20 protein-coding genes are annotated in these 23,335 nt (G+C 38.7%); 18 read left to right on the top strand and 2 right to left on the bottom strand.

Translation table 11 applies throughout. The annotated features are described in order from the left end of the window. Positions 1-147: 147 nt before the first annotated feature. Both ACI6MV_RS10000 and ACI6MV_RS10005 read right to left on the bottom strand, forming a co-directional pair. Positions 148-390, bottom strand: coding sequence for a hypothetical protein (locus tag ACI6MV_RS10000; protein WP_407270149.1), 243 nt, complete (start codon positions 388-390; stop codon positions 148-150). Continuing rightward, a complete protein-coding gene (locus ACI6MV_RS10005) occupies positions 368-547 on the bottom strand; it encodes a PDC sensor domain-containing protein (protein ID WP_407270150.1) in 180 nt (59 codons plus the stop codon). The genes ACI6MV_RS10000 and ACI6MV_RS10005 overlap by 23 nt, the downstream gene beginning before the upstream one ends. A gap of 383 nt (positions 548-930) precedes the next feature. On the opposite strand from ACI6MV_RS10005, the gene ACI6MV_RS10010 reads away from it, so the two are divergent. The 18 genes from ACI6MV_RS10010 to ACI6MV_RS10095 all read left to right on the top strand — a co-directional run bounded on the left by ACI6MV_RS10010 (position 931) and on the right by ACI6MV_RS10095 (position 23,221). Then, the gene (locus ACI6MV_RS10010) at positions 931-5,502 is read left to right on the top strand and encodes an AAA family ATPase (protein ID WP_407270151.1); all 4,572 of its coding nucleotides are present in this window, start codon (positions 931-933) and stop codon (positions 5,500-5,502) included. 213 nt (positions 5,503-5,715) lie between these two features. Then, positions 5,716-5,895, top strand: a complete 180-nt coding sequence (locus ACI6MV_RS10015) for a hypothetical protein (RefSeq protein WP_407270152.1) — start codon at positions 5,716-5,718, stop codon at positions 5,893-5,895. 764 nt (positions 5,896-6,659) lie between these two features. Then, entirely contained in the window at positions 6,660-7,532 is an 873-nt protein-coding gene (locus ACI6MV_RS10020; protein ID WP_407270153.1) for a UTP--glucose-1-phosphate uridylyltransferase, read from the top strand. A 38-nt stretch (positions 7,533-7,570) separates the two neighbouring features. After that, a complete protein-coding gene (locus ACI6MV_RS10025) occupies positions 7,571-8,020 on the top strand; it encodes a lasso peptide biosynthesis B2 protein (RefSeq protein WP_407270154.1) in 450 nt (149 codons plus the stop codon). 26 nt (positions 8,021-8,046) lie between these two features. Continuing rightward, the gene (locus ACI6MV_RS10030) at positions 8,047-9,981 is read left to right on the top strand and encodes an asparagine synthase-related protein (RefSeq protein WP_407270155.1); all 1,935 of its coding nucleotides are present in this window, start codon (positions 8,047-8,049) and stop codon (positions 9,979-9,981) included. A gap of 28 nt (positions 9,982-10,009) precedes the next feature. After that, positions 10,010-10,141 carry a paeninodin family lasso peptide gene (locus ACI6MV_RS10035; RefSeq protein WP_407270156.1) on the top strand — a complete coding sequence of 44 codons (132 nt, stop codon included), beginning with the start codon at positions 10,010-10,012 and terminating at the stop codon, positions 10,139-10,141. 153 nt (positions 10,142-10,294) lie between these two features. Then, the gene (locus ACI6MV_RS10040) at positions 10,295-11,236 is read left to right on the top strand and encodes an aldolase (protein WP_407270157.1); all 942 of its coding nucleotides are present in this window, start codon (positions 10,295-10,297) and stop codon (positions 11,234-11,236) included. Further along, positions 11,230-11,526: a lasso peptide biosynthesis PqqD family chaperone gene (locus ACI6MV_RS10045; RefSeq protein WP_407270185.1), complete on the top strand. Its 297-nt coding sequence runs from the start codon at positions 11,230-11,232 to the stop codon at positions 11,524-11,526. The genes ACI6MV_RS10040 and ACI6MV_RS10045 overlap by 7 nt, the downstream gene beginning before the upstream one ends. Before the next feature lie 40 nt (positions 11,527-11,566). Further along, the gene (locus tag ACI6MV_RS10050) at positions 11,567-13,348 is read left to right on the top strand and encodes an ABC transporter ATP-binding protein (protein ID WP_407270158.1); all 1,782 of its coding nucleotides are present in this window, start codon (positions 11,567-11,569) and stop codon (positions 13,346-13,348) included. 47 nt (positions 13,349-13,395) lie between these two features. Continuing rightward, positions 13,396-15,381 (top strand): asparagine synthase-related protein, encoded by a 1,986-nt coding sequence (locus ACI6MV_RS10055; protein WP_407270159.1) that lies wholly within the window; start codon positions 13,396-13,398, stop codon positions 15,379-15,381. Then, entirely contained in the window at positions 15,344-15,472 is a 129-nt protein-coding gene (locus ACI6MV_RS10060; protein WP_407270160.1) for a paeninodin family lasso peptide, read from the top strand. Before ACI6MV_RS10055 ends, ACI6MV_RS10060 begins: the two co-directional genes overlap by 38 nt. Positions 15,473-15,698: 226 nt before the next feature. Then, on the top strand, positions 15,699-17,432 hold the full coding sequence (locus ACI6MV_RS10065) for a phosphohexomutase domain-containing protein (protein ID WP_407270161.1): 1,734 nt from the start codon (positions 15,699-15,701) through the stop codon (positions 17,430-17,432). Between the two features lie 51 nt (positions 17,433-17,483). Next, a complete protein-coding gene (locus tag ACI6MV_RS10070; RefSeq protein WP_407270162.1) occupies positions 17,484-17,987 on the top strand; it encodes a VanZ family protein in 504 nt (167 codons plus the stop codon). A 157-nt stretch (positions 17,988-18,144) separates the two neighbouring features. Next, a complete protein-coding gene (locus ACI6MV_RS10075; protein WP_407270163.1) occupies positions 18,145-18,303 on the top strand; it encodes a hypothetical protein in 159 nt (52 codons plus the stop codon). A gap of 62 nt (positions 18,304-18,365) precedes the next feature. Further along, entirely contained in the window at positions 18,366-19,052 is a 687-nt protein-coding gene (locus tag ACI6MV_RS10080) for a response regulator (protein WP_407270164.1), read from the top strand. 139 nt (positions 19,053-19,191) lie between these two features. Then, the gene (locus ACI6MV_RS10085) at positions 19,192-19,494 is read left to right on the top strand and encodes a DUF5658 family protein (protein ID WP_407270186.1); all 303 of its coding nucleotides are present in this window, start codon (positions 19,192-19,194) and stop codon (positions 19,492-19,494) included. 470 nt (positions 19,495-19,964) lie between these two features. Continuing rightward, entirely contained in the window at positions 19,965-21,911 is a 1,947-nt protein-coding gene (locus ACI6MV_RS10090; protein ID WP_407270165.1) for an asparagine synthase-related protein, read from the top strand. 407 nt (positions 21,912-22,318) lie between these two features. After that, on the top strand, positions 22,319-23,221 hold the full coding sequence (locus ACI6MV_RS10095) for a hypothetical protein (protein ID WP_407270166.1): 903 nt from the start codon (positions 22,319-22,321) through the stop codon (positions 23,219-23,221). Positions 23,222-23,335 lie beyond the last annotated feature (114 nt).

The raw sequence follows: 23,335 nt of genomic DNA on the forward strand, positions 1-23,335 counted from the left end.
ATTCTACTAATATTATAAGTACTGTTTACCTCGTTATTGGAGAATTAAACCTTTTTTGGGGTGGGGGCCACTTAGCGCTGTTGTGGTAAGATGTCGTGTTCAAGTAGAAGAAATAGTTGGCTTTTTAAAAAAAACAGGGTGCCCACATCAAATTAGTAAATGGACACCCTGCTGCTTTGATTGACTAAATTGTTTAATCTGGTTTTGTAAACTTTTTGCCATTTCAGCTAATGATTCCGCAGCTTGGGCAAATTCTCCCATCACGCATGCTTGCTCTTCAGTTGCCGCTGAAACACTATTGGCGTGATCGCTAGTATTATGAGAGATGTTTTGGACATTACTAGATTTTACAATGAAATTTTCCAGCCTACTTTTGATAATGTATTTCATATTCTGTATCCCCAACAGTCGAAGTAATTTGACCACTTTCCGTTTGTAACAATTGATCAACATTAGTTCCACTTGATAGCTCGTCAGCTACATTTGCTGTTAATATTTTTTCTTGGTCTGGATTTGTTAGAAATGTACTATCAGGCAGGACAATCACTGCATAACCGTTTTCCTCGAATTTATTGGACGATTGTTTAGGTGAAATCGAGGGGATGTGTATTGGGAATTTTTGGTGAGTTTGAGGGTTGGGGTGGTATCACTTCTAGAGATTTGGCACAAAGGTGTCGCTTACTATTAAAAGTGGGTTGGTTTAGTCGCAAGATTGTCCTACAATAGATATTATTCCTAGTTAGCTCCATAAATTAAGTGACATAGATCCCACGCAAAAACCGAGCCGTTTCTACAAAAACACACATTTTTTCACAAAAACATGAGAAAATTGTCACACGATTATAGAATAAATTACCAGATAAATATATCATAAAGCCTATATCTTTTGTATTATATAAGTAACAAAAATTAGGGGTATGAGGGGATAGGATGAAATCTAATCAGTATCAATTGTTAGAGTCTAGTTGGTTTGTGAAAGGTTATAAATTCGTTAAAGCTCTCCGGGTTTCAACAAGTAAACATGTCATTATACGTGAAAATAGTACGGATGAAAATCAGCGAGGACAAGCATTAGAAAAGGAATTATACGCGCATGGACAACTTTCACTACCGCATGTTTTGCGGCCGGTGGCTGTCATTGAAAATGGCATTGTCTTGGAAGATACGGATGGTATTCCTCTTCATGTAGCTTTTAAGCAGAAAATATTAAATACGGAAGATGCACTGCATATCGTTGTTCAACTCGCACAAACACTTCAAGCGTTTCATCAACAAGATCGGGCCTACCTAACTATTGTTCCAGAGCAAATTATCTTACAACCGAATAATCAGATTAGTATTTTACCACTTCCTAAAGAAATAAATAGTGACCAGAAATACCAGTCGCCGGAGTCGATTCTTCACAAAGGAAAAGCTTTTAATTATAGGGCGGATTTGTATGCATTTGGTATATTATTGTATGAAATATTCACAAATGGTAAGTATCCTTTTGCTGATTTTGAACATCAAAAATGGAAGCACTTACATATATCGGTGCAACCAATAGCTTTAACGAACATGAATCGAATGGTTCCGGCGATGATTAATAATATCGTCATGACATTGTTAGAAAAAGATCCGTTGAACAGGTACCAGTATACGGTAGATCTTGTAAAGGATTTATCTACTTGCTACCAAGAAATCTGTGAAACAGGTAATATACAAGCATTTCCGCTATCGCTAACATCAAATAATGGTGAATTTGCAATAAGCGCTCAGTTTTACGGAAGGGAAAAGGAAATAAAAGAGCTTTATGATATATTTCAACGTGCTGCATTCGGTGCGACAGAGCTAGTTTTTATTAATGGGCCAGCAGGTATCGGGAAAACGACGTTGGTGCAGGAACAATTCAAGGGGTTAATTCAAAACCGTGCGTATTTTATTTCGGGGAAGTTTGATCAAGTTCGACAAAACATTCCATACCAAGCACTAGTAAAGGCATTTAAGAAAGTAATTCAAGAAATTTTGATGAAGCCGAACGATCAAGTAGAAGAATGGCGGATGGCTATTCAAAAGGCAATCGGGAGAAATGGAAAAATTATTACCGATGTGATTCCTGAATTAACCGATCTTATTGGTGAACAACCTCATGTTGAATCATTGTCATCTGGAAAGCTTAAAAACCGCTTTGTCCAAGTGTTTCGCAATTTCGTCATGGTGTTCGCTACCGTGAACCAACCATTAGTATTGTTTCTTGATGAAATCCAGTGGGCTGATGATGCGACACTGGATTTACTAGATTCGCTGTTAGCTGATCCAATGAGTAAGCGGTTCTTCGTAATCGCTTCAGTAAGGCAAGAGGGAGACATGGTTTCTGCTGCTTTACAAACTTGCTACGACAAGATGGAAAAGGCTGGTCAAAAGTATGATGTGTTGACATTATCGAATCTCTTAGTGGATGATGTAGCGCAGCTCGTTGCTGACTCCCTTCACAGTGATGAAGATGAGTGTTTCGGGTTAGCTCAATTGATTTTTCGCAAAACAGCAGGGAATCCATTTTACGTAAAGCAGTTACTACAGTTGATGGAAACCGAGTGTTGGCTAACGTTTGATAAACAAAAAAGAAAATGGTCTTGGAATGAGCAAGAAATTGAGGGAATTGCGGATAAAGATTATATCGTTGCGCACATGGTCGATAAACTTAATCGACTACCTAAGCATGTGTTTGAAATGTTAAAGGTAGCAGCTTGCTTTGGTACCGAATTTTATCAAGATGATCTTCATCGATTTTCTACATTATCGACAACAGAAGTGAATGCAGGATTAATATTAGCTCAAGCAGAAGGACTCGTTCTTGGACCAGATAAAGCTAATGGTAAAAAGCGGTCTACATTTTTCCATGATCATATTCGTGAGATGGCTTATTCGCTTCTAAAAGAAGAGCAAAAAAAGCAGTTGCATTTGCGAATAGGTAGGTTTTTAAATGAAATAAATCAAACGGATGCGGTGCTTTATAAGGTTGTCTATCATTATAACAAAGGTAAAGATTTAATAGATGTACAAGAAAAGGAAAAGTTATTACTTTTAAATGAGCATGCTGGAAACTGTGCGAAAAAGACAGTGGCCTATCAAAAGGCTGCCGAATACTATCGGGAGGCAGTTAGTTATTTAGACGATAAAAAGTGGGTGCGTGATTTTAGCTTTTGTTTTAACTTATATCTTGAACTAGCGGATGTTGAATATCTGTGTGGAAATAATCGCCAAAGCGAATGTCTTCACGATTACTTGCTGAAAGTTAGCCAAGATTGGGAGTCAATTGCACGTGTCTATAGTCGGAAAATTTCTGTAGCGAATAGCCAAGGGAATTTTATTAAGGCAATCGAAATAGGGCTTAGCTGTTTAAATACTGCGGGTCTAAATCTGGCAATGCATCCTGATAAGATTGAGGTTCGTCGCGCATTAACAGACATGCGTGAACAGTTTCCAAAAGGATTTGAAACATTACGTGATCTTCCAGATGTAAGGAATCGAGAGGTAGCTATGGCTATGGACTTGTTGTATCAGCTCTTGATACCTTCTTATTATCAAAATCGTGATCTACACGTTCTCCTTCTCCATAAGTTCATCGAGCTTACCCTAGCGTATGGAAAGGTGAACATTGCCCCTGCGGTGTATGTAAACTATGGTATCCTTCTCTGTACTGCATTAAACCAGGTAGAGAGAGGGTACCGTATCGGTCAATTAGCAGTTAGCTTGGCTGAGGATTCTTGCATGCCGTCGATCCTATCTAAAGTATATGTGTTGTTTGGTGGAGGGGTTTGTCAATGGTACGGGCATGGAGAGAATGGTTTGCCGTATGTGAAAAAAGCGCTCAAACATGCCTTAAATGTTGGTGATTATGTGTTTGCGAGTAACGCATTAGCGATGCATATGAGTGCTGTATATATGTATGAAACATTAGATAATATCACCGCTGCGAGCAAACAATCGATGGTGAGATTAGAGCAAATTAATGATTCCTACAATAAGCTACAAGCCAGTGCATATATTCAATTTGCACGTTGCTTGCAAGGTCTTACAGACGATTCACTTACATTAGAAAATGGGGATTTTAATGAAGCGGAGTGGGTGAAAGAGATATCAGCTAACGGGAGGGGCCAATACGGCATGTTTCAGTATTATACGTATAAAACACAAATTGCTTTTATCCATGAGCACTATACCGAAGCTACTGATTTTGCTAGTCAAGCTGAAGATAATATTGAAAATATGCAATACTTCACACACTATCCCGAGTTTTTGTTTTATAAATCATTGGCGAGCGCACAGTCTCAGAAACAACATGAAGATTGTAAACAATTGTTACGGGAAATGGCTAAAGTATTACGGCAATTTTCGATATGGAGAAAAGATAACAAAAATGCATTCGAACATAAAGAGTGGCTTTTGCGTGCAGAATATGCAAGGATAGAACACTTTTATGAAAAAGCTGCATGCCTTTATGAACAAGCGATTAAATCAGCTGAAACTAGTGGTTATGGAAGGAATGTTGCGATTGCTCACGAATTAACAGCTAAATTTTATTTAGCTGTTGGAAGGGATCGGCTTGCAAAATTTCATTTCCAACAAGCAGTCAATCACTACAAAGAATGGGGAGCAACGCTAAAAGTAAAATTAATTCGTCAAGCGTATCCAGCATTTTGTAATGAGGAGCAAGTACAAACATCACGATTGGAAGCAGACACGTTAAACGATGACCAACAAACAGATCTAGAAAGTATCGTGAGGATTTCGGAGACGTTATCAGATGAAGTGAATAACGAAAAGCTATTAAAAGAATGGCTTTGTACGATAAAACAAAGATCATTAGCAGAGCGGGCAATTTTTTTCACAGTCGAAGACAAAGAGATCTATATCACGTCGATTGTAACAGGATCAAATGAATGCACGATCATAAATGAATCGTTAGAAAATGCCTTAAACGTTCCCCGTGAACTGATTAGGTATGTGTCACGAAGTCAGCGAATTGTACAGGTCGATAATATGACGGAAGATGAAGTTTATAAACATTTGTCTTATGTAAAAAGGCATAAGCCCAAATCAGCACTTTGTCTTCCGATATCGGTTCAAGGACAAATTAAAGGCATCTTGTATTTGGAAAATCATTGGATCGCAGGATTATTTACAAAAGAGCAGGTAGATACGGTAAAACACCTTGGTACACAGATGATTATCAGCTATAGTCTTTTGCAAGTACTTAATCCTAGTCAGCATGAACCGCATACCAAGCATGCGGAAGATACAGCAGATATGATGTTATTCGATGAGTTAACAGAAAGAGAAATCGAAGTGCTTAATTTAATGGCAGCAGGTAACTCCAATCAAGAAATTGCCCGCAAGCTAGGATTAAAAGAAGGGACGGTTAAAGTGCACAATCATAACATCTTTACAAAATTAGGTGTTAACCGTCGCACGAAAGCAGTGTTTAAAGCGAAGGAATTGCGGTTGCTTTATAGTGGGTGAATGAAGAGAGTCCTTTTTGGGGGCTCTTTTTTTGTGCTTCTGGATCGATATGTGTGAGTGGTTCTATATGAGTGCGTGCGTTTTGCCGCGGGGAGATTGGTAGGTGGAACTATAGCAGGAGAGCGTCATTGCGGTGGTGAAAAAACGTCTGGGCATGTCGATCGGACATATTATTCAGGAAAAGGAGAGAGGACCTGTCTGAATAGAATCTAAATGGCTATGTTTTTCAGGGGGATCGAGGTAACGGTAGCAGGAGAAATCGTAGAACCTAATGAAGTAGGTGCTTATCAAGTGACGTTAATAGAAGGGGAAAATGAAATCAAAGTAGCTGCAACAGAAAATGGCAAGTACGATATAAAGCTGGTCAAAGGTCAGAATACAATTGTATTTTAAGTAGGTGACACAGTTGGTAATCAAGCGAAAAAAGAGATGAGAGTTACATCTTTCTTATAAAAAGTTGTTCAAAAAGCACCTTCTGAAACGCGCAATTTAAGTGAGTAGTTAGCCTCTTGACAGGTAGGAGTTTCTTATCTGTCGAGGGGCTTTTTTTAGTACGGCTGATTTCTACGAAGTCTAAAAAACAACCAACTTTACCAAAAGAACCTCTAGTAAGGAATATTCACCATCTTTGAGAAATATGGAACTAACGCCAGCGCCTAATGCCTTTTTTTAGCCAGCCACTATCCGGAAAGCACTTTTTGTCGCTATTTCTGTTTAGAAATGTGGAAAAAATCAAAAAAATCGGAATAAATTAGTCTATCTATAACTTTTGGTATATGGATTATTACTTTTGGTTTGATATAAATAGTTCAAAGAGGAACAGCGCGAATTCGATGAGTTGGACGTTCATGGATTTTGTAGTAGAAGGCAACATGCTTTGGATGTTTAGCTCAGATTTAACGAAGTAGCAAGACAACAAGGGTGATGCCTCCTAACCCATATCAATGGAGGCACTCGGTCATGCTGTGGGCTGGAAATATTCCTGACCTTAGCGCTAGTCGGCGATAGCATGATGTGAGGGTGGGTTCGATGCCCGTGATTTTACATACGGATTAATCGCCGTTCAAGAACGGCGGGGTCATCGTATTAAATTGTTAATGAAATAGTACCTGGAAGGTATTGTTTCATTAGCGATTTAGTGGAAGGGGGAGGAAGCAATGGGGAAAATTAAGAAAGCAATTATTCCGGCGGCAGGCCTTGGAACGAGATTTTTGCCAACAACCAAGGCGATGCCTAAAGAAATGCTTCCAATCATAGATAAACCAACGATTCAATACATAGTGGAAGAGGCAGTGGAATCAGGAATTGAGGATATTATAATCGTTACTGGAAACGGAAAACGAATGATAGAAGACCATTTTGATCATGTGCCTGATTTAGAAAGACATCTTGCAGAAAAAGGGAAGTTAGATTTATTAGCAAAAGTAGATCATGCGTCCACTTTTGCAGACATGCATTTTATTAGACAAAAGCAGCCCAATGGACTCGGACATGCAATTTGGTGTGCTAGGAATTTTATCGGTAATGAGCCTTTCGCTGTTTTATTACCCGATACTATTGTGGATCACGACATTCCTTGTTTAAAACAATTAATCGAGCAATACGAAGAAACAGGTGCATCGGTTATTGGCGTGCAGCAAGTTGCTGATCATAAAACACATCGTTCCGGAATTGTTCAACCTGCAAGCAGAGAAGGGAAGCTTTATCAAATCGCAGCATGCTTAGAAAAACCTGCTTCTCGCGCGGCTTCTTCTGATTTAGCGCTGATGGGCCGTTATATTTTCACACCTGAGTTATTCCAATTCTTAAATGTTGATGGAGATTTTCAACTAGCGAAAGCAATAGATCAATTAAAACGAGTGAAAGATGTTCGTGCTTATGAATATGAGGGCAAAAGCTATGATGTTGGGGATGCTTTAGGATTCGTTAAGACAACTTTAGCATTTGCATTGAACAGTAGTGAATTTGGGTCACAGGTAGAGGAAATGATGATCCATCTACTTGATGAAAAATTAGAAACTTATGCATAAATTAAAATTTTTCTTTTCGTGGAAAGGGTGTGATTGTAATGTTACTCCGAAAAATTAAAAGATTCCTTCATATCCCTTTTCGTAAAAAACTGTTATATATAGAAGCCTATTTTAATCTTGCAAGAGCGAGAATATTAAAAGCTATGCCGTTTTCTAGGGTATCTCGCTTGTTGGGCGAGGAATGGTTGGAGACAGCGCAAGAGGATAGCGAAGATTTATCTATAAAAAGAGATGTGGCAAAAGCAATTACAACCATTAGCAAATACACGATTTGGGAAAGTGCTTGTCTTGTACAAGCAATCGCCGCGATGAAAATGCTAGAGCGGCGTAACATTGAAAGTACACTCTACATGGGTACGGCGAAAGATGATGCTGGCAAACTAATTGCACATGCCTGGTTACGAAGTGGTACGGCGTATATTAGTGGCGGTAAAATCATGCATAATTTTACGGTTGTACGTGTTTTCGCCAAATTGCTCGAAAAGTAAACTTGTTGCGTGAGGGGGGGATATATATGGGTGCTATTACAGGCATTTATCAGGTTAATCAACAGCCTGTATCAGACGAAAACATCACACAGATGATGGATGCACTAAGTAAATATCCTGCAGATGATATCCGGATATATAAGCAAGATAACCTGTTTTTAGGCTGTCTCGCACAATGGATCACACCGGAGTCAATTGGAGAACCTCTGCCGTATGTAGATAATGAAAGACAGCTAGCGATTACTGCTGATGCGATGCTTGATAATCGTCAGGCATTATATGAGTTGCTACAAATACCGAAAGATAAAAGAAAGACTATACCCGATAGTCAACTGATCTTGTTAGCGTATTGTAAGTGGGGAGAAGAAGCACCTAAATATTTAGTTGGTGATTTTGCTTTCATGGTCTGGGATCAGAAAAAACAGCAGCTATTTGGTGCGAGGGATGCCTCCGGCTATCGAACCCTTTATTATGTGCGTGACCAAGAGAGATTTGCGTTTAGTACAACGATCGAAGCCCTACTGTCGTTATCAAATGTACAGTCGCAATTAAATGAACAATGGTTGGCAGAGCACTTAGCCATATCAGGACTAATTGATACGGTTGATGCTCGTTTAACACCTTATCAAAATATTGAACAAGTACCTCCCTTTCATTCGGTCACGATTACGAGTGAAACTTGCAGGTTAACAAAATACGGTAGCTTCTCTTCTGGAAAGCAAATCAAACTAAAAAATGATCAAGCGTATGTGGAAGCATTTCAAGATATCTTTCAGGATGCTGTCGATGTTCGATTACGCACGCATCGTAATGTTGGTGCACAGCTTAGTGGCGGTTTGGATTCTGGAGCGGTTGCTGGGTTTGCAGCCAAACGGCTTCAAGAACAAGGCAAACAACTACATACGTATAGTTATATACCACCTGCTGATTTTAAAGATTATACTTCTAGCTCATTTGTTGCTAACGAAAGTGAGTATATTCAAGCGACAGTAGACAAGATTGGCGGTATAAGCACACATTACCTGGATTTTCCAGGAAAAGATGCATACTCGGAAATAGATGCAACAACAGCTGCGATGGAAATGCCTTATAAATTTTTTGAAAACTCAATTTGGCTAACAGGAATGTTCGAAAAAGCACAGGAGCAAGATGTTGGTATTTTACTTAATGGGGATCGAGGCAATTTTACCATTTCTTGGGGAGCGGCGCTCGATTATTATGCGTCACTTCTGAAAAAGTTACGGTTAATCAAGCTTTACCAAGAACTTACCGCGTATAGTCAAAAAGTTGGTGGTTCTCGGAAGCAAAGATTATCAATTATTGCAAAAAATAGTCTCCCATTTCTTGACATGCACAGACGAGAGACGGAAACAATGCCAATGCTAATTAACACTTCATTTGCCAAACGAACAGCTGTATTTGATAAGCTTGATCGCTTTGGCATTGACGAGCATGGCTGGTTTCCGGATGATAGCAATCGGGATGGGCGGGAACTGATATATGAAGACATCTCACCTTGGAATTGCGGGAACACACTTTCCTGTAAATTATCGCTACAGTATGGCGTTTTGAAACGTGATCCGACCAATGACATTCGTGTCGTAAGTTTTTGTTTAGCTTTACCAGCCAATCAATTCGTCCAAAAAGGGTTAGACCGCGCGTTAATTCGACGAGCAACGGAGCATGTATTGCCAGATAAAGTGCGGTTAAATCAACGTGTTCGCGGTTTTCAAGGCGTCGATACGGTCTACCGGATGCGCACACATTGGGAAGCTTTTATACAAGAAGCAACGCAACTAATTTCTGATGAGCGCATGCAACAATATCTTGATACCAATGTATTGAAACGTGCTGTTGAGAAAATGAAGCAAGGCCCGAAAGCAGAATATGCAACAGATGTTGATTTTAAGTTGTTAATGCGGGCGCTGATTGTATATCGATTTGTTCAAATATTTAATTGAAAGTAGAAGGTTTTAAGGAGGTGATATGATGAATAAACAATGGAGCAAGCCTGAGCTTGAAGTACTAGACGTTAAAATGACAATGGCGGGAGCTAGCGGTAACCAGTTGGATGCTGATTTCTCTGCTGGAGCAAATTTTGACGATTTGACTTTTAGCTAAGGTAGCGTGCAATTGTATGATTACATTGGAATTGTTTCGTCGGATATGTTACATATCGCGGTGAGATAGGTTACGGAAATAAGGTCCTTATACATTACGTATAATGGGCCATTATTTTCGTAAAAGGTTATTCGATGGGGGGACACGTACGAGATGATAAAAACGAGAGAAAAGTTAACTTACCGAGCGTTTGGGTTTAATATGATCAGTTCTTTTTCTTTACCAGAAATACCGGAAACTCCTGTGCTGGAAGCGGAAGCAGATATTATTATAGACCGGACGGAAGCTGATTTAGTTAGCATGTGGGAAGAAAAATCACAACCAGGTAGTTATTTTGTCGTTGAAGATAATTGGGTGTTGTTCCATGTACCTGAAACGGCCGCTTTTTTAATTAAGAATGGCAATCATATTGCTGTTTCTCCAATCAATGAAAACAAACAAGATCATATGAGGCTTTATCTGCTTGGCACGTGTATGGGTGTTATGTTGATGCAGCGGAATATTATCCCGCTACATGGTAGTGCAATTGCGATTAACGGAAAAGCGTATGCGGTTGTTGGGGACTCCGGTGCCGGAAAATCAACGCTTGCACGAGCTTTTTTGAAAAGGGAGTATCAATTGTTAAGTGATGATATTATTCCTGTCACATTCACAGCTGATGGTCAGCCAATGTTAACGCCGGCATATCCACATCAAAAGCTATGGTTAGAATCATTAAATGAATTTGGTCAGGATGCGAGTGAGCTCAAGCCGATTGTTTTTCGGGACACAAAGTTCGCTGTACCAGTTACCGAGCAATTCGAAACAAACGTGCTACCTTTGGCGGCGGTTTTTGAATTAGTAAAGACGGACAAGAATGAGGTAAGGGTGCAACCGATTGACGGGCTCTATCAGTTTCATATGTTGTTCAAGCATACGTATCGAAATCAATTAATTGCTCGTTCAGGATTACTAGATTGGCATTTTCAAACCTGTGTGAAGATGGCTAGTCATATTGGTGTTTATCAACTGCAGCGTCCAATAACACGGTTTACCGCTGATGAGCTTGCGGAAATAATTTTATCTACAATCGAAAGGGGAATAATCAAATCATGAGTAAGGTACAAAGTATATCTACAGAACAAATCGTTAGTCAAGTGGAAGGTAACATTGTAAGTAATATGAATGGAGAAAAGGTAATGCTTAGTGTGCAAAATGGTAAGTATTATAACCTTGGGGAGCTAGGTGGCGAGATTTGGGACCAGCTGGAGAAACCAATTACGATCGAAGCTTTGGTAACGGAGTTAATGAAGCAATATCAAGTAGAAAGAGTGCAATGTGAGCAACATACAATTGAATTTGTTTGTCAGTTAATCGCAGAAGGTATCGTACGTGTTCATGAATAATAGCAAAAAATTAGGATCCAAGCATGGGAGGTGATACCGAATGAAATATATATTTTACTTTTTTAAACAGCTACATGAATTTGCCGGAAAAAAACTATATATCAATGTGCTTGCGATGATGGGGACCGGTTTATTAGACGGAATTGCGATATTGTTGCTTATACCGATGATTAGCTTAAGCGGTATTGTCGATATGAATGCTGCTGAACTGCCGTTTGGAAGCCTTTTTACTATCTTTGATTCACTCCCAACTACATACGCTCTATTACTTATTCTGTCTATCTATATATGTATAGCTGTTGGGCAAAATCTATTACATCGTCATATAACAGTACGAAATACGATTATTCAACAAGGATTTTTGCGCTATTTACAAATCCAAACGTACACATCCTTACTGAAAGCAAATTGGAGCTTCTTTAGAAAAACGAGAAAATCTGATTTAATCCATATATTATCTGCTGAAATTGCCCGTACGAACGCAGGTACACAAGCTTTCTTAAAGCTATTAGCATCGTTTATCCTGACGACCTTGCAAATTATCCTCGCCTTTTTTCTGTCACCTACGATTACTTCTTTTGTCTTGTTATGTGGGCTCGTGCTGATTTTTATGAACCGGAATTACTTGAAACGCTCGTTGCAGCTAGGGAATCGCAATGTAGAACTCGGCAAAGCATATTTAGCTGGCATAACCGATCAAATAAACGGGATTAAAGATATTAAAAGTAATAGTTTAGAAGCGCCGAGGTTAGGTTGGTATCATTCGATTACGAAACAAATGAAAGAACAACATGTCGATTTTATAAAATTAAAAACGACGACACAAGCAATTTACAAAATTGCATCTGCAGTATTTATCGCTGTCTTTGTGTTTGCGGCTATTCAACTATTTGCTGCTCAGGTAGCACAATTGACGATCATTATCGTAATTTTCTCGAGGTTGTGGCCACAGGTTACTGGTATTCAGAACTCGATGGAGCAAATCGCGATGACGATTCCATCCCTCCAGGCTGTGCAAGCTTTACAATACCAAACAGAAGAAGAACTGGAATTCGCTACTGATAGCGATGAACTTATAGAACCTGTTCAAATTAACGATGGGATAAGATGTGTAAATACGACGTTCCGCTATGACAGTGAGAAGTCGGTATATGCGTTGAAGGATACTAATATTTTCATACCTGCAAATCAGATTACTGCAATTGCCGGAAAATCTGGTGCTGGAAAAAGTACACTCGTTGACTTATTGATGGGTCTTAATCGTCCAGAGACAGGAAGTGTAACAATAGACGGTGAGCCCCTTGCGGGTGACAAAATACGAGCATTACGAAACGCATTAAGCTATGTTCCGCAGGATCCATTTTTGTTTAATACATCAATAAGAGAAAATATGTTACTAGTCGCACCAGAAGCGAGTGAAGTGCAAATTTGGGAAGCGATTGAATTCGCATCTGCTGCAGATTTTGTGCGCAATTTAGCGGAAAATCTCGATACAGTAATCGGTGATCGTGGTATAAAATTGTCGGGTGGAGAGCGGCAACGGCTCGTGTTAGCACGAGCAATTTTGCGAAAGCCATCCGTGCTTGTATTAGATGAAGCGACGAGTTCGCTAGATACGGAGAATGAGAGAATCATCCAACAAGCAATTGATCGCTTAAAAGGAAAAATGACGATTATTATTATTGCGCATCGTTTATCTACAATTAAAAATGCCGATCAAGTTATTGTCTTGGAGAATGGGCAAGTGATCCAACAAGGTGGATTTCAACAGCTTTCCATGCAAACGAATGGATTGTTTAGTAAGCTCGTTAATCAAGCGTAGATTAGTGATTAAAGTGCAATAAATAACGGACAATGGAGGGGATAGGAATGAGTGCGATTGCCGGTATTCTTCAAATCGATAACCAACCGATTTCCTCAAGTAACGTATCGCTGATGATGAGTGCATTACGTGAATTTCCAGCAGATGATGTGCAAATCTGGGAACAGGGACCTGTGTTTTTCGGTTGTCATGCACAGTGGATTACACCGGAATCAATTGGAGAACCGTTGCCATATTATGATAGCGAAAGAAAATTATTGATTACAGCGGATGCGCTCATCGATAATCGCAAAGAGCTGTTTGAACAGTTGCACATACAAAAAGACAGGCAGAAGAATATGCCTGACAGCCAGCTCATTCTCTTGGCGTATTGCAAGTGGGGAGCGGATGTTCCAGGGTACTTAGTTGGTGATTTTGCATTTATGATCTGGGATGAGCAGCGTCAGGAGTTGTTCGGAGCAAGGGATTTCTCTGGCATGCGGACGCTTTATTATTACCAGGATGATAACCGCTTCTGTTTTTGTACGACAATCGAAGCACTGGTTCGTTTGCCTTATGTAAGAAAACAGTTGAATGAGGAATGGCTTGCCGAGCATTTAGCCATTGCGGACATGGTTGACGCGATAAATCCAACAATTACAGTCATGCAAGATATAAAGCAGCTTCCTCCGAACCACTCAATAATCGCGAGCAGGGAAAAAATAATGATTAGAAAATATACAGCCCTAGATTTAAGTAAGAAGATTAAGTTTAAACAGGAGCAAGACTATGTAGCAGCATTTCAAGACGTATTTCAACGCGCAGTGAACGATCGCCTACGAACGACTGGTCAAGTAGGTGTGCAACTGAGTGGTGGACTAGATTCGGGTGCTATTGTAGGCTATGCAGCAAATGTATTGAAAAAAGATAATAAAGCATTACATACATATACGTATGTCCCAGAGCACGATTTTGTTGACTGGACCCCGAGCCACAGAATGGCAGATGAAAGCTCGGTGATTGAAGGCATCGTTGACCATGTAGGAAATATAAATGCGAATTACTTAAGTTTTCAGGGTATAAGCCCATATACAGAAATGGACGAATGGCTCGATATTATGGAAATGCCATACAAATTTTTTGAGAATTCGTTTTGGTTGAAAGGTATTTATGAAGCAGCCAAAAATGAAAAGGTCACGATGATGTTAAATGGGGCAAGAGGAAATTTTACAATCTCATGGGGGTCTGCATTGGAGCATTATAGTAAGTTACTTAGGAAGATGAAATGGTTCCGACTGTACCGAGAACTACCTCTATATAGTAACAACATGCATGTATCACAAAAACGCGTCCTTTCTGTAATTAGCAGAAAGGCTTTTCCATTTCTACGTCAATCACAGCAAAACTATCATCTCCCAGCGTTAATTAATGAAAGTTTTGGACGGGACATGAACGTGTACGAGAAAATAGCAGCACAAGATGAAAATATTTTGGATACAAGCCCATTGAGCTCTAGTGAGGTTAGAAGGCAGCATTTCCAACGTGCTTATGTGTGGAATGCAACAGGTACATCTGCCACAAAGTTATCATTACGTTATAAAATGTGGAATCGTGATCCTACCAATGACAGTCGAGTCATCCAGTATTGCTTATCGATTCCAGAGAACCAGTTCGTCAAAAATGGGCAAGATCGTGCATTAGTCAGGCGTTCAACTGCAGGATATTTGCCAGATCACGTCCGGTTGAATCAAAAAATACGCGGTGTTCAGGGTGCGGATTGGGTTCATCGCATGGCTGCCGTGTGGGATCAATTTTTACAAGAACTAGATCAATTAGTAGGAGATCCTGTAATTTGTCCGTATCTAAACATAGAGTTGATCCAGTCTTTTATAGAGGAAGCGAGGGATGGGCCAAAACCGGAATATGCATTTCACCCTGCTTTGCGTGTCCTAATGCGTGCTTTAATCGTATATCGCTATGTTAAGAAATTATGTGAGAATAAAGGAGGTGATACATATGAAGAAATGGCAACAGCCGGTGTTAGAGGTACTTGACGTGAAGCAGACAATGATGGGACCTGGGACAGCTAATGTGGACTTCCTCTGGAGTGATGAAGACGAGTCGGTTGAGCTTCACTATAGCTAACAAGAGGAAGTGTTAGATACTTGGCCCTTATGCATTGGTATAAGGGTCTAAACATTACAATTTAGGATATTCCTGATACATCGAAATTTATGGATATATTAATCAATTTCCTAATAATGATTTTACGTCGTGTTCAGGCAACAAGTTTTGGATAAGGCTTTAAGCTAACAATGAAATTGATTCAAATAGCATGATTTACTTGTAGAGCGATAGGGGGTGAGTGGCAGTGGAATGGCAAGTGGAATATGAAAAGTGGAAGCAATTTGAAGGGCTGGACCAGGAGTTAAGAAGGCAATTGGATGAGATGGAGCGTGTTTGCAGGCAATTAGTCAATTGCTTCTCGGACGAATTGAAATTTGGGTTGGATGGAATGCATGGTAAGCTTGGACCGGGGCCCAATCGTATTAATAAATATAATGTAAGAAAGGTAGCAGAGGGGCTAGCTCAATACATGAAAGAAAAAAGTATTTATGATCGTGTGCGTGGCGTCGTTATTGCTTATGATTCTCAAAATCAGTCAGCAGAATTTGCTTTAGAAGCTGCTAAAACAATAGGCTTGCACGGTATTCCTATTTATTTCTTTGATCAGTCGTCTCCGATTCCAGTGCTGTCTTTTGCGACACGCTATCTAAATGCGTATGCCGGAATCGTGTTTACGACTAATAACGATTTAGCAGACTATCTAGAGGTTAAAGTGTATGGGGCAGACGGAGCACAACTTCGTACAAAAGAAGCAACTAAATTAATGGAACAGGTGGATAAGATTCAAAATGCTCTGGATGTAGAAGTAGCAAATGTACCGGAGTTAACCTTGATCAATTTAATTACTAGTTTAGGAGACGAAGTTGACCAGGCATATTTGGCAGAACTCCAAAAAATAGTTGTAAATCCAGCTGTTATCAGTGAAAACGATTTGTGCATTGTTTATACGTCATCAAATGGAAGTACGAAGAAGCTGATTAAACCTGCTCTTTCATCAATTGGTTTTATCAACATACACGAATATGAAGAAGCCTCAGTGTCAGATGCTAGCTTTTCATCTATTTCTAGTAATAGTGCGTTAGTTAAGTATATGGCAGGCTATGGTAACGAGGTAAGAGCTGATATGTTACTTATGATTGCTCCTGAGGGTGGTCGATTGCGTGTTGCTATTAAAGATGGCAGTAGTGAATATCAACTCTTGTCTAGCAATCAATTAGCGGTTCTGATTTTACACTATATAATCTCACAAATGCAAACCAAAGGTGAACTGCCGAGGCATGGAACAATCGTAAAAACCTTGGTCACTTCTGAACTGGGCAGGGAAATTGCTCTTACGTTTGGCTTAAAAACCATTGATACTTTGAATGGATTTAAGTATATAGGGGAGAAAGTAAACGAGTTAGCGCACGCTACTGAGCATCGTTTTCTATTTGGATATGATGCGTGTAATGGGTATCTAATCAGTGATTTTGTGCGTGACCAGGATGGGATGCAAGCGGCGATATTGATCGCAGAAGTTGCGGCCTTTTATAAATCAAAAGATATGACGTTATACGATGCACAGCTAGAGCTATTTGATACGTACGGCTATTTTCTTGAAGACGTTGCGACATTTGTACCAGGTGAACAGGACCAAAAAACATACATGGATGAAGTTTATCGGTATTTCCGGGTAGCTAATGAGCAGGCAAAACTAGCTAATCAGCTAATTAGTGAGGTAGAAGATTATCGAGCGAGGGAAAGAATTTTTGTGCAAAAACGGAAATCAGAATCTATTCAACTGCCAATGGCCAATATATTGAAAGTAAAGTTATTGAATGAATCATGGTTTTGTATTGTGGAATCAGATGAAGAAGCAGCACTTTGTATTTATCTTGGGGTGAAAGCAACAGGCCGTTTTGAAGGTGAAAGAATGTTGAGCGAATTACGAGATAACGTTATCGATTGCTTAAAGCAATTTCAGAAAGTGACTGTCTGATAGATAAAGAGAACAAAAAGGCTTGAAGATTGTTGAGAGAAGTGAGCAGTATTGTTAAATCAAAAACGACTTTTTATAGTATCTGCAAGTGTAACGGCGATTATATTCGTCGTTATTTTTTTATTTTCAAGTATGCCATATCAGCAACAGGATATAAAGCCACTGTTGAGAAAATTAGTAGATTTCTCTGACCATCCATTGCCGGAATTTACAATGACATACAATAGCCAAGTCGTTTCTACTCGTGCGCCATATGCATTTATCGAATTTGCATTAAGAAAAATTGGGCATAGTGTTGGCTATTTTTTACTAACGCTGCTTTGCTTTTTGACCCTTCGTCTAAGAAAAATAACACATAAAAAAACACTTTTAATAAGCGGAATCTTCGCATTTGTAATTGCCTACTTGGATGAATTTCATCAGACATTTATTCCAGGAAGAACAGGCCAATTCATTGATGTAGTTGTTGCTGATGGTTTTGGAATCATGCTGGCTTTTATCGTTATCAGTGTTTTTGAGCCTCTCTATGCCAGAAATAATAAAATGTTGAAATAAGAGATATACAACCATTTATGATCGCATCTTTCCATTTTGCTGGTCTTTTTTATGTTTTGGTAAATTAATCAATTCCCATTACTGCTTTTATACCATTTCCAATCAACAATTTCTGAAAAAAGCTATGAAATTGACTCAAATGAAAGGAGAATGAGTAATGCCGTTAATTCAAATGAAGGAAGTGTTTTCGCCATTAAAGCTATTCGGGATAAAGTTATTTTTTAGTATTTCAGATGGGAATTACTATATCAAAGTAAGGAATAAGCATAGGAGAAAGCTTAATAGTGAAAGAAGTGATCATAATCAAGCTTCCTAACTCGGAATTGATTAAACAGAGGGTTGTGAAGAAGGTGCCAGCAAGGAGTTCGTCCCAAGGAGATGAGAGTAGTGAAAGGAACATACAACGTCTTGATTGCAGAGCCGCAAACACTTTTTTGTGAAATGCTTGCAAGCTTTGTTATGAAAATGGAAGAATTCCAGGTTCTTGCACATGTGAGCAATGGTAAGGAAATTATTGCATATATAGAAACGGGAGAAATACTGCCTGATTTATGTTTGATTGATATGCAGCTTCCAGAGGATAGTGGCCTTGAGTATGCGAAATGGATTAAAAAGAATTACCCCAATACGAAGGTTATCATGCTCACTGAAATGCAAAGTCACCCCCAGCTTGAACGAGGCATCATTGTCGGAATAGATGGATATATATTGAAAGAGTCCAGCCTCGATCAATTTAAATACGTATTGTTATTAGCAATGGATGATCAATTTGTTGTCCCAAAGTACTTTATAAATAAATTTTCTGAAAGGCTATCGGAGCTTCATAAAATAGAAAGGGAAGACTCTTTGGCATTTATAGAAGGAAAGCTTCAACAGAAGGAACTTAGTGAAAAAGAACTAAAGCTCATTCAATATATTAACCGAGGATGGACGAATAAATTAATCGCTGAAGAATTAGATATTACTAGAGGCACAGTTAAGAACTATATTTCCATGCTGTACAAAAAAATGGATATTAGTAATCGTGATCAGTTAAGGAAGTTACTAGAACAGAAGACTAGTTAAGGAAGTATATTTCTATCGATTACCGCCATCATATTCAGCTACGGTATATAAAGCCATGATCCAATTTGAGTGGGTCATGGCTTTTTTTATAGTGTCTTCGGGTTATAAGTGTGTAAATAAAAAGGGGGAAGGAATGTTGGTGAAACGCTTGTTTGTCTATTTAGCACTTGTAAATATGATTGATGGTGCATTAACGGTATATGGCTTGAGCAATTCGTTCATAGAAGAATCAAATCCAATTATGAATCATGTATACGAACAAAGCCCTGTATTTTTTATTGTATTAAAAGCGTTGTTATCTGCTTTTCTACTTGTATTTATTTTCATTGATAAAATTCCAAGAACAAATGGGGCAAAATCACTAACATATATTGCATCCTTCATGTACACCCTTACGCTCGTGATTCATTGTCTATGGTTGTGGAAGCTTCCCGGTTTATAAAGGATTATGTCGAATTTAGTTTGGTAAAGCGCCAAATGGATACCAAGGATTTGAGCTCATAAAAAACGAGTAGATCTTTGGTACTGGACGGCAAGCATCCACTGCGGATATGGACTCCCGGTTTACTAACCTCATTGAGTGCGTCGATTTCATCCCTGTTGAAAACAATGTTAGCAGCTTTTGAATTAGATTCGAACTTTACCATCTTTTGGAACCGGTGAGGACAGCGTTGATGCCTGCTCTTAGTCAAATTTCACAATTTTAAGAGTTCTATAACTTTTGATATATGGAATATTATATGGCCTTTGTTATAACTAATACAGAGAGTAATTTATGTAATAGATGTTGATTCCTGCTTAAGATTATCCATGCAGAAATGATCGAAAAGAATAGGAGCATTTCATACAGCTGTTGAAGCGAGTGGTTTGTTGCAAAAGTTAATATATAAGCAAATTAAAGGGGTGGAAGAAATGAGTGCGATCGCAGGTATATATCAAATGAATAAGCAAATCGTGTCGGATGATGTGATAGAACCAATCATGCAATCATTGGACAAGTTTCCTATCGATGATATTCAAATTTGGAAAAAGGATCATCTGTTTTTTAGCTGTCATGCGCAGTGGATTACACCAGAATCGATAGGGGAGCGGATACCTTATTATGATGCGGAAAGGCAATTAACCATTACAGCAGATGCGATTATTGACAACCGTAATGAGCTATTTGATTTGCTGCAGGTGAGTATATATGAGCGGAAGTTAGTGACAGATAGCGAATTAATTTTACTTGCCTATGCAAAGTGGGGAGAGCGGGTACCTACCTATTTAGTTGGTGATTTCGCGTTTGTTATTTGGGATGGAAAAAACAATAAGCTGTTTGCTGCTAGAGATTTTTCAGGGATGCGGACACTTTATTATTATCAGGATGCGGAACGTGTCGCATTTAGTACGGTAATGGAATCGTTAGTTCGTTTACCTTATGTGTCAGGGAAGTTGAATGAACAGTGGCTTGCGGAATATTTAGCGATTCGAGATATGACGGATACGATTGATGGTTCGATCACAATCATGGAGGATATCAACCAGCTTCCACCTTGTCATATGTTGAAAGTAGAAGATAACAAGGTTGTCGTAAAAAAGTATGAAACGAAGCCGTTGAATAAGTTGAAATTTAAAAAAGACGAAGAATATGTCGAAGCTTTCAGAGAGGTTTTTCAAACGGCGATTGATGATCGACTCCGTACTTATGGTCAGGTAGGTGCGCAGCTAAGTGGTGGGCTAAATTCCGGGGCGGTGGTGAGTTTTGCTGCTGAAACGTTAAAGATGCGTGGGAAAAAGTTAAACACATACAGTTTTGTACCGGAAAAGGATTTTTTTGATTGGACGCCGAGCTATCAAACTGGAGATGAGCGTTCGTATATGGAAGAAGTTGTTGATCATGTTGGAGGGATTCATGCAAATTACTTATCTTTTACAGGTGATAATCCTTATTCAACGATTGATGAATGGTTGCAGCTGATGGAAATGCCGTATAAATTTTTCGAGAACTCTTTTTGGATTAAGGGAATCTTTGAGCAAGCGAAAAATGACGACGTAAAGGTTCTATTAAATGGTGATAGAGGTAATTATACGATAGGTTGGGGCTCTGCTATCGACCATTACCGTAAGCTATTAAATAGGGGGCGCTGGCTCAAGCTTTCTAAAGAGGTTAAGCAATATAGCCGTAATCAACGTTTAACGCGTCGACGTGTGAAAGCAGTGATAAAAAAGCGAGCGCAAATCTATGGGGATAATTTTCCAACATTGGTTGATAATCGTTTCCCATTGATTAATGAGCGTTTTGCTAAAAAACATCAGGTGGCTATGGATATGGAAAAGAAGGTGGATGCAGACGAAATTAGGCGTAAACACTTTGAAAACACGAACGTCTGGAATGCAACTGGCACGGCAGCTACTAAATTGTCATTGCAATACGGTGTATGGAATCGAGATCCATCGAATGACTTACGTGTCGTACAATTTTGTTTAGCACTACCGGAAGATCAATTTGTGCAGGATGGATTTGGACGAGCGTTAATAAGACGAGCCACGGAAGGTTATTTACCTGATAACGTACGATTAAATCAGCGAACTCGTGGAATGCAGTCAGCGGACTGGATGGACCGGATGATATTAGATAAAGAGGTGTTTATAGACGAATTGAAACAATTAGTTAAAGACCCTATCTTTTGTGAATATATCGATAACAAAAGCATGACTTTAGCAATCGAACAGTTGGAAGCCGGTCCAAAAGCGGAGGATACCTTTCATCCAAATATAAGAAATGCGATGCGAGCGGTGGTTGTTTACCGTTTCATAAAAAGCTATTTATATAATGCAGATGTTAGATATGAAAGAGTGGTAATTGCTAATTCATAGTTTTTATGTGAACAAGTGAAAGTTGGTTCACTTATAAAGACCCGTATGCTTCTTGCTTGTGAGGTTTAGAGTAGTAGTGATGATCGTGATATGAATGCTGCTCCTTAGAAAAAGAGTATGGGTTCGTGAGCCTGACTACTTCTATTTAGCGCGCGGGGGTAATCCTTTCAACGGTAACCAGCTACAATTTAGTAGTCATCAATGAAGAGCATTGGTTAGAGTATGCCCGAATTACTAAAAAGACTTAATTATATCCCGGGCAATATTTGACGAGAATTGTTTGGGAATGTAGATCAAAATCTTCATAATAAAAGCGCTCAAGTCTTAAAGATAAAGTTGGGCTTCTTTACATACATAAGAGAGAATTGACGAATTTTGCAGATATCGAGGATCTAGGGGGGATAAGAGTGGATAAACGAAGGTGGATAGAGAATCTACAAATCATAGATGAAGAAAAAGTTGTGTTGGATGATCACCTTACTTTTTTAAGGGAGTTATTCCTTCTTTTCATGCGGATGAATCCAGTATATCAATTAACTTCAAAATACAATGAGATGTTGTCAGAAGATGAAGTGGAAGAAATGAATGCGTTGGAAAAAGCAAAGCATTTTAAAAAAATAATGTTTGAAGTCGATTTATCAGAACTCCAAGACCTAAATAACCAATATATTAATGATGGTTTCGATGTTGTTATAAATAAGATGATTCATGGAATTGATTTTCATTTTGAGGAACTTACAAAAGAATTAAATAGTTTCTTATATGAATACGAACGTAGCGATTTTCAAAACGTGCTTGAAATTACAAAGAGAAGAATGGTCCATGTGCTTTCTTCTCAGGACGAGCTCTTAGATCAAATGGAAACTGGATATAAGCAATTTAGAAATGATTTTCCTACATACTTTTCTATTTTGTCAAAAAAAGAAAAACTTTTTAATTTTAATAAAAATAAGAATGATTATTTTATTTATCAATACAACCGAAATTATTTAGCAGTTCATAATTGTGCGATTGAGTATAGAGAAAGAATAGATAAATTATATAATAAAGTGTTGGATGATTTTATCGTTGAATATAAAAGACATTCTCTAACATATAATGATAAAGTTCGGTCTGCTGTGACGTTAGGGTTTGACTATCGGGCATTTGTCGATGGATTGAAATTAGAAGTTCCAGAATTGAATATCAATTGGGTTCCTATTAAAGTAGAGATGAACGTAAGATTATACAATAACATCCTTAAAGAGATGGTAGTGGACGGATTGTCAATAAGATCGGAGAATTTCTTGAGAACGATGTATGGATTGTAGACTTGGGGAGGGAATGACTACTGTCACTTCCAGAAGATTGTCATAGGGTGTCGGATATATCTGAGGATACTAAAACAGGATGTGGTAAAAGTATCATATTAGGGGTTAAATATT

It is taken from the genome of Radiobacillus sp. PE A8.2 (assembly GCF_045635475.1).
Classification (GTDB): domain Bacteria; phylum Bacillota; class Bacilli; order Bacillales; family Amphibacillaceae; genus JBJGXI01.

Bases quoted from the DNA above. Each gene is read 5' to 3' on its own strand.
- ACI6MV_RS10000 (WP_407270149.1), bottom strand. From the start codon at position 390: ATGAAATACATTATCAAAAGTAGGCTGGAAAATTTCATTGTAAAATCT.
- ACI6MV_RS10010 (WP_407270151.1), top strand. From the start codon at position 931: ATGAAATCTAATCAGTATCAATTGTTAGAGTCTAGTTGGTTTGTGAAA.
- ACI6MV_RS10015 (WP_407270152.1), top strand. From the start codon at position 5,716: ATGGCTATGTTTTTCAGGGGGATCGAGGTAACGGTAGCAGGAGAAATC.
- ACI6MV_RS10020 (WP_407270153.1), top strand. From the start codon at position 6,660: ATGGGGAAAATTAAGAAAGCAATTATTCCGGCGGCAGGCCTTGGAACG.
- ACI6MV_RS10025 (WP_407270154.1), top strand. From the start codon at position 7,571: ATGTTACTCCGAAAAATTAAAAGATTCCTTCATATCCCTTTTCGTAAA.
- ACI6MV_RS10030 (WP_407270155.1), top strand. From the start codon at position 8,047: ATGGGTGCTATTACAGGCATTTATCAGGTTAATCAACAGCCTGTATCA.
- ACI6MV_RS10035 (WP_407270156.1), top strand. From the start codon at position 10,010: ATGAATAAACAATGGAGCAAGCCTGAGCTTGAAGTACTAGACGTTAAA.
- ACI6MV_RS10040 (WP_407270157.1), top strand. From the start codon at position 10,295: ATGATAAAAACGAGAGAAAAGTTAACTTACCGAGCGTTTGGGTTTAAT.
- ACI6MV_RS10050 (WP_407270158.1), top strand. From the start codon at position 11,567: ATGAAATATATATTTTACTTTTTTAAACAGCTACATGAATTTGCCGGA.
- ACI6MV_RS10055 (WP_407270159.1), top strand. From the start codon at position 13,396: ATGAGTGCGATTGCCGGTATTCTTCAAATCGATAACCAACCGATTTCC.
- ACI6MV_RS10060 (WP_407270160.1), top strand. From the start codon at position 15,344: ATGAAGAAATGGCAACAGCCGGTGTTAGAGGTACTTGACGTGAAGCAG.
- ACI6MV_RS10075 (WP_407270163.1), top strand. From the start codon at position 18,145: ATGCCGTTAATTCAAATGAAGGAAGTGTTTTCGCCATTAAAGCTATTC.
- ACI6MV_RS10080 (WP_407270164.1), top strand. From the start codon at position 18,366: ATGAGAGTAGTGAAAGGAACATACAACGTCTTGATTGCAGAGCCGCAA.
- ACI6MV_RS10090 (WP_407270165.1), top strand. From the start codon at position 19,965: ATGAGTGCGATCGCAGGTATATATCAAATGAATAAGCAAATCGTGTCG.